1 protein-coding gene is annotated in these 441 nt (G+C 59.2%); it reads right to left on the bottom strand.

Annotated features, from left to right (window positions below):
• A partial coding sequence (locus tag AC1DCY_RS27685; RefSeq protein ID WP_477355980.1) for an MBL fold metallo-hydrolase occupies positions 1 to 441 on the bottom strand: 441 nt, incomplete at both ends.

The raw sequence follows: 441 nt of genomic DNA, 5'->3' as shown, positions 1-441 counted from the left end.
GTGCACGCGCAGCGTATCTTCCTTGCCCATGATGATGCCGGTATTGAATCCATCGATCCGCGCATCGCCCGTGTTGAGAACCACCACGTCAGGCTTGAAAGTCTTCAACGTTTCGCGAACTTCGGCTTCCCAGACGGTGTCGCCGGCCACATACACCGTCTTCAGACCAGCCTGCTGGAAAACAAAGCCCATGGTTGCGCCGAGCAGCTTGCCCACCTCGGGGATGGCGTACATTTCCTCCGAGCCATGACGGGCGCCTGCCTTGCTGATCCTGACGCCGTTGAATACGGTGCCGGTGCCCAGGATTCGAACATCCTTGAAACCCTGCTTGCGGAGCAGGGCCGCATCCGCATTGTCCTGGACGAACATGGGCAGCGACTTGGGGATTTCTTTCTGGGCAGCATCATCCCAGTGGTCGAGGTGGGTGTGGCTGATCAGGAC

The sequence above is a fragment of the Lysinibacillus sp. 10T31 genome (genome assembly GCF_056394365.1).
The sequence above is the reverse complement of the archived record's forward strand: the minus strand, read 5'-3'. Positions and strand labels throughout refer to the sequence as shown.